Below are 5,506 nucleotides of genomic sequence, written 5' to 3' on the forward strand. Positions count from 1 at the left end.
GAGCTATTTACACCGCGTCCACCGCCGATGCCGCTGCAGCCGCGCTGGATGATCTCGATGACGAGTGGGGGCGAGCCTATCCGGCGATGATACGTTTGTGGCGTAACGCCTGGACCGAGTTCGTGCCGTTCCTCGACTACGACATCGAGGTCCGGAGGGTGATCTGTACGACGAACGCGATCGAATCGTTGAACGCCCGCTACCGGCGAGCGGTCCGAGCGCGAGGGCATTTCCCCAGCGAGCAGGCCGCGATGAAATGTCTGTACCTTGTCACCCGCAGCCTCGACCCGACCGGACGAGGCCACACCCGATGGATGATGCGCTGGAAGCCAGTCCTCAACGCCTTCGCCATCACTTTCGGTGACCGCTGGCCGGGCGCCGAGCACTACTGACAACATCGCCGGAACCACCGTTCTCGTTACAGACCCATCGAACGGCCGTTAAGGATACTCGTCACATCGGCCCAGGTAAGTGGGGGAAGGTCTCTAGCGTCTGTTGCCATGAGTATGGAGCGGGATCTCACGGGAAAGACCGCAGTGGTGACGGGTGCGTCACGAGGCATCGGGCGTGCGATTGCGCAGCGACTGGCTGCACGAGGCGCCGCCGTTGCGGTGGGCTGCCGTTCTCGCATCGACCTGGCTGAGGAAGTCGTGGCCGGGATCGAAGAAGGCGGTGGGCACGCGTTCGCACACCTCGGCGACGTGGAGGTCGAAGCCGATCTCTTGGGACTGTTCGACGAGACTGAGAGGCGCTTCGGAAAGCTCGACATCGTTGTCGCCAACGCTGGTTACCCGTCGAACAGCCCGTTCGCCGAGCACTCGGTGGCGGATTTCGACACGATCGTCGCCAGTCAGTTGCGAGGCGTGTTCCTCACGTTGAGGGAAGCGGCACGCCGGGTCCGGGACCAGGGGCGAGTGGTGGCCCTCTCTACAGCGGGGACGCAAGCCTGGGTCCCGGATCAGGGCCTCTACCTCGGGGTGAAAGGGGCAGTGGAGCAGTTCGTGCGGGTGTTGTCCCGGGAGCTGGGCCCGCGTGGGATCACGGTGAACGCCGTCTCACCTGCGGGGACCGACACCGACGCCATCCTGGACTTCCAGAGGGACATCTCGATCAGTATGTCGGCGCTCCGGAGGCTTGCGCACCCCGACGAGGTCGCCGAGGTGGTGGCGTTCCTGGCCAGCCCCCGGGGCGGGTGGGTCACCGGCCAGAACATCGCCGCCAGCGGTGGCGTGGTGTGACCACTCCGTTGCTCGTCAATCTTCCTGAAGCGCCTGTGGCTGTGTCAGCGAGCCCCTGTCAGCACGATCAGGTGCCGGTCAGCGCTTCCCGGCAACTCTAGATGGCCGAATGGGACTGCCCAGGGTTCGGTTGACTCCAGACCTGTGAGGACGAACTCCTCGCTGGAAGGATCGACATCGTGCCCAAGCCGTTCCCAGAGGAGTTCCGCCGCGACGTCATCGCTGTCGCCCGCCAGGGCGACCAGTCCATCGCCTCGGTGGCACGGAGCTTCGGGAGCTCGCCGAGCACCTCGAAGCACCGCGCACGGTCCAGGTCCAACAGCCGAACCCGGCAGTGCTCGACCTGCTACCCGTCGGCCGCTGCTAGCTGGACCAGCTACCCGAGACGCTGGCCCGGCGCCTGTTCGAGGTGCTGCGCCTGGAGGCACACGTCGACAAGATCAGCCGAACCGTGCGGGTGCGGATCGCCCTGACCGGCAACACCGTGCAGACTGCCCACGCTGCCAGCGTCGCCGCACTGAACAGCGCAACCAACGGCACCGCAGGCGATGGGGAAAGTTCTGGAAGTGGGGAACCGGCGACCGGTTCCCATCCTCGAAGTGCCCCCGGCAGGATTCGAACCTGCGCTCCCGCCTCCGGAGGAGTGGATCTTGTCCGGGTCTGCACATGCCGTGACCAGGCGCGATGTTGTCGTTGACGTACCTCCCGGGCGCATCTGGGAACGTCCTGGGAATACGCCCGCCAGAACCGCCGGGTGACACGGTGACGGTGTCACTGGTCTGTCACTCGAACTGTCACTCTCGTTTGTGCTGGTCAGGAGTGGTGTAGTGACAGAGTGACAGAAGAAGAGTGGGAGAACCGCGCCTGACGGTCCGTGCCAGGCCGCGTGGTGGGGTCGTGAGGCCTCAGCGCCGTTCTTCGCTGCAACGGGGCCCCTGAGGCGCCACCTGAGGGGCCAGAAGGGCGTCTGCGGCGGTCTCAGGTCCCCTACGTGGGGCTCGTTCTGGCCACCGTCGCCGGGCGGGATGTTTGCCCTCCTGTTACAGTGGTCCCAAGCTAGACAGCGCTGAAACATGGGAGAGTGCGTTGCCGGACCGCCTCGACGGCGAGGTCCCTGCCTGTCGGGTGACAGTATCATTAGCCTGTTACTCCCACTGTCACTTTTGTTTGTGCTGCTCAGAGGTGGTGCAGTGACAGAGTGCAGAAGGAGAGTGGGAACCCCGTTTAGACCCTGGCCAGACCAAGGCTCGCGCGGCCCTCAGCGCCGTTCTGCGCTGGGGGGGCATCCTTCCCACGCCACCTGAGGGGGTCCCAGCGGCAGAGTGATGGTCCGCATACAGGTGCGCGCGGTTCCCCCGCCGATGTGGTGCCCTCCTCCTGTTCGAGGGTGGGCCTTGGCTTCACAGTGCAGTGCCGTCCGCCCGGGCCGTTCGGGTGACAGCGTCACTCTCCTTGTCACTGTTGTTTCTGCTGGTCTGGGACCTCTTGCGCTACGACGGAGAGACCGCTTCCCCGTCTCCGCCACCACGGCTGCCGCCATCGAAATTGTTACGAACGGCTGCGCCCCTCCCGTCCAGCGGATCTTACGATGGCGTCGGACAGGAGGGGCTGATGGTCAGTGTTAGGGCGCTGATAAGAACTCGTCTCGCGTGGCCTCGCTGCGTGTTCTCACGAGGTGCCGCCGAATGGCTAGCTCTTCCGGGTCCGCGTGATCGCCGCTTGCCGACATCTGCTCTGGCCAGCGACGGTAGATCATCCCCGGCTCGTCAGAGAACCATCCGACGCGGCATCCATTGAGTGCCATTAGAAGAGCCGTGTCTTCTGAGGCAGGTAGGCTCATCCATCCGCCTAGCGCTACGAGCAGGCGATACCGAATACAGAGTGTCGCAGGGTGCACTAAGATTCTAAAGTTGTTCGCGTAGGCGTCTCGCGCCTGTCCAATCTCTATTCGCCCGGCGGGGGGATTCCACGGGTAGTGCTCAGAACGTGTGCCGTCTAGGTGCTCGTCGATTACTCGTGCGGCTGACCAACTGATTCCCGGATCGGAATGTGCGGAGATATCTCGTTTGAGTGCGCCGTCGGTGAGTCGGTCGTCTGCATCGAGAGTTTTTACGAGAGAGCCGCGCGCCCGCGCTAGAGTCATGGTTCGCGTGATTGCGACGCCGCTCTTCCGGGATGCGCCGTAGCTGATCCTGGGATCATCGACTGGGATGGACGACATTACCGCTCGTTGCGAACCGGTGTCTCTGCCGTCGCATTGAACAAGCCATTCCCACTCCCATCCCCTCGGAAGTTCCTGGGCTCGAAGCGCGCTCCAAGTCTCAGCTAGATGCTCGGCTCGGACTGGGTCCACGGCGGTTACTACCGAGATGATGTGATTCACGGTTGGCTCATTCTCCTACGGGGTGGTCGACAGAGATGATCGTTCGGTCGCCGCGAATGGAGATGTCCGCTGTCTCGACGGGGGTCGAATCCGCGAAATGGGTTCGTTCAACGAAAAAAACTGGAACTCCTTCCGACATCTCAAGCTCCTCCGACTCTTCTAGCGTGGGCATCCGTGCGGAGTACTGCTCGTTGACGTGCGTCGTTGTCACACCAATTGCGTTCATTCTGGCGATTACGTGAGGGTCGCCGCTGGAAGGTGGGATTTCGGCGGCTGTGCCGCCAGTTATTGACAGCGGTTCCCACTGGGTTGACCGTTGAATTGGCCCGGCATCATCAACCCACAGGTAGTCCACCCGAGAGACCGGGTCGCCTTCGGGTATTCCTAGGCGGCGAGCAATCGAACGAGAGGCTGCTTCGGTTGTGGCGACTCCGGTAGGGGCGGACGTGACTGAGTCGCGATCCAAGTCGGCCGATATCGGGCTTCGATCGTCATTATGCGTGTATCGACCGGCCATGCGTCGCGTGATGAGGGGGCGCCGGAGGACTCTGGCGGCCTGGCCGCGGTCGGACGAGATGATTCCGGAGTTTCGGAGGTGATTGAGCGCTGCGAGAGCGGTACTTGGGCCGACTCTCCAGGTAGTTGCGATATCGCGGTAGCCGGGAACTCGATCGTTGATGTCGAGTCGCCTAGCGCGAATGTCGCTGAGTAGGCCGTCGGCGACTTGCCGCCAGAGTGGCACGCCCGAGTGTGGGTTGATCTTCGCCTCGCCCATGGTGGCTCCGTTCTCTCGTCTCGTCCGGCGCAGCGTAGTGCTCCACTGCAGCGTGGCACCAAACTGCTCTTGTGCACCGTTGCGCCGTAGCGCTACAGTACAACGGTGCTACGGAGCACCGTGGCGGTTGTCGCACCGGAAGAGGACCGACTGTGAATGAGATTGACAACACGGATGCGGGCGGCGCGCTCGTGGAGTGCGTGGCGCAGCTCAACGACGAGGACCGCCGGGCCGTGCGTCGGTATTGGGACGAGGTGACCCGCGAGGTGTGGGACTCGCTTGTAGAGCAGGAGACGGCGGGGGCGTCGCTGTATGGGATCGCCTGCCGGGAGCGTCGTGAGGCTCGGCGTGCGATCGCCAGGGTCGCGCTCTCGACGGCCGGGGGCCGGTCGGGGCCGAACCGGGTCGGTGCTGTTCTGAGCGGTGAGGCGGCGTGATGCGGGTCGTGGATGCGCGCCGTCGTCGGGTACGGCGGGTCCGCTGGACGGCGTGGCCGGGGTGCTGGTGTGGGTCGCGGTCTGGGTGGCGAGGGTCGAGGCGTTGTGTGGTGCGGTTGTGGGGTGGCGGGAGTGGCGTCGTCTGCGTGTGAACGGCGCTTATCTGTCGGCGGTGGTGGAGGTTGTGGCGGTGCAGGAGCGGGCGGAGCTGGTTCTGCTCGGCGCTGGGGAGCCCCCGGCGGGTGCGCGGTGAGCGCCCGGCCGGGTTCGGTGGTGGAGCGGGCGGCGGCGACGGCGTCACGGGAGCGTCCGGCGCGGGCGGTGCGCCCGGGGTGGTGGGTCTTCTCCTACGGCTCGGCGGGTGGGCAGTGGGCGCAGGTCATCGCGATCGGCCTGTTGCCGAAGGGGTGGGTGCGGTTCGAGCTGCGTCATCTCGATGGCCGTCGCGGTCTGGTCGAGGCGTCCCCGTCGCATCCCACGTCGTGCCTGACTGCGTCCACGGCGCGGCGGGTCGGGATCGCCAGGTGACGTTGGTGAAGCGGGTCCTGCGCTTCACGCGCTGACCCCGGGTGTGGGCCGGTCGAGACCGGACGGGTGCACCCTGTTGATCCACATAGGACAGACGAAGTAGGCGGAGGAGAGGAGCGGGGTGATGGGTTGGTTGTCGAGTACG

General features: G+C 64.9%; 6 protein-coding genes. 5 read left to right on the plus strand and 1 reads right to left on the minus strand.

The annotated features are described in order from the left end of the window. Both FVA95_RS27230 and FVA95_RS27235 read left to right on the plus strand, forming a co-directional pair. Window positions 1–392, plus strand: a 392-nt coding sequence (locus tag FVA95_RS27230; protein WP_193564271.1) for a transposase, incomplete at its 5' end; no start/stop codon positions are given. Between the two features lie 108 nt (window positions 393–500). Continuing rightward, window positions 501–1,238: an SDR family oxidoreductase gene (locus FVA95_RS27235; RefSeq protein WP_240051765.1), complete on the plus strand. Its 738-nt coding sequence runs from the start codon at window positions 501–503 to the stop codon at window positions 1,236–1,238. A 2,390-nt stretch (window positions 1,239–3,628) separates the two neighbouring features. Here FVA95_RS27235 and FVA95_RS27245 read toward each other — a convergent pair. Further along, a complete protein-coding gene (locus FVA95_RS27245; RefSeq protein ID WP_149666671.1) occupies window positions 3,629–4,396 on the minus strand; it encodes a GntR family transcriptional regulator in 768 nt (255 codons plus the stop codon). Window positions 4,397–4,548: 152 nt separating this feature from the next. On the opposite strand from FVA95_RS27245, the gene FVA95_RS27250 reads away from it, so the two are divergent. From FVA95_RS27250 to FVA95_RS27260, 3 genes are read left to right on the plus strand one after another with little or no spacing between them, the layout of a single operon-like run. After that, window positions 4,549–4,833 (plus strand): hypothetical protein, encoded by a 285-nt coding sequence (locus FVA95_RS27250; RefSeq protein ID WP_149666672.1) that lies wholly within the window; start codon window positions 4,549–4,551, stop codon window positions 4,831–4,833. A 52-nt stretch (window positions 4,834–4,885) separates the two neighbouring features. After that, window positions 4,886–5,086: a hypothetical protein gene (locus FVA95_RS27255; RefSeq protein WP_149666673.1), complete on the plus strand. Its 201-nt coding sequence runs from the start codon at window positions 4,886–4,888 to the stop codon at window positions 5,084–5,086. Further along, window positions 5,083–5,361, plus strand: a complete 279-nt coding sequence (locus FVA95_RS27260; protein WP_149666674.1) for a hypothetical protein — start codon at window positions 5,083–5,085, stop codon at window positions 5,359–5,361. The genes FVA95_RS27255 and FVA95_RS27260 overlap by 4 nt, the downstream gene beginning before the upstream one ends. Window positions 5,362–5,506 lie beyond the last annotated feature (145 nt).

This window comes from Pseudonocardia sp. EV170527-09 (assembly GCF_008369905.1).
Taxonomy (GTDB): Bacteria; Actinomycetota; Actinomycetes; order Mycobacteriales; family Pseudonocardiaceae; genus Pseudonocardia.